Below are 240 nucleotides of genomic sequence, written 5' to 3'. Positions count from 1 at the left end.
GAAGCCACCTTGTTGGCGGTCGATCAGGTCGGACTGGGGGACGCCAGCATTGCGCTGATTGCCCGGTTGGCCGGGGTGTCGAACGGCATCATCAGTCACTACTTTCGGGACAAGAACGGCCTGATCGCAGCGACGATGGGTTACATCATGAGCATGCTCAACGAAGGCGTTGCAGCGCGGCGCCAGGCACTGACGGACGACAGCCCGCGTGCCCACCTGAAAGTGATCATCGAAGGTAAC

1 protein-coding gene is annotated in these 240 nt (G+C 60.8%); it reads left to right on the top strand.

From position 1 onward, the window contains the following. Positions 1 to 12: 12 nt before the first annotated feature. Positions 13 to 240, top strand: a 228-nt coding sequence (locus SB772_RS45080) for a TetR family transcriptional regulator (RefSeq protein WP_410839159.1), incomplete at its 3' end; no start/stop codon positions are given.

The organism is Paraburkholderia sp. SIMBA_030 (assembly GCF_046535245.1).
Lineage (GTDB): Bacteria > Pseudomonadota > Gammaproteobacteria > Burkholderiales > Burkholderiaceae > Paraburkholderia.
The sequence above is the reverse complement of the archived record's forward strand: the minus strand, read 5'-3'. Positions and strand labels throughout refer to the sequence as shown.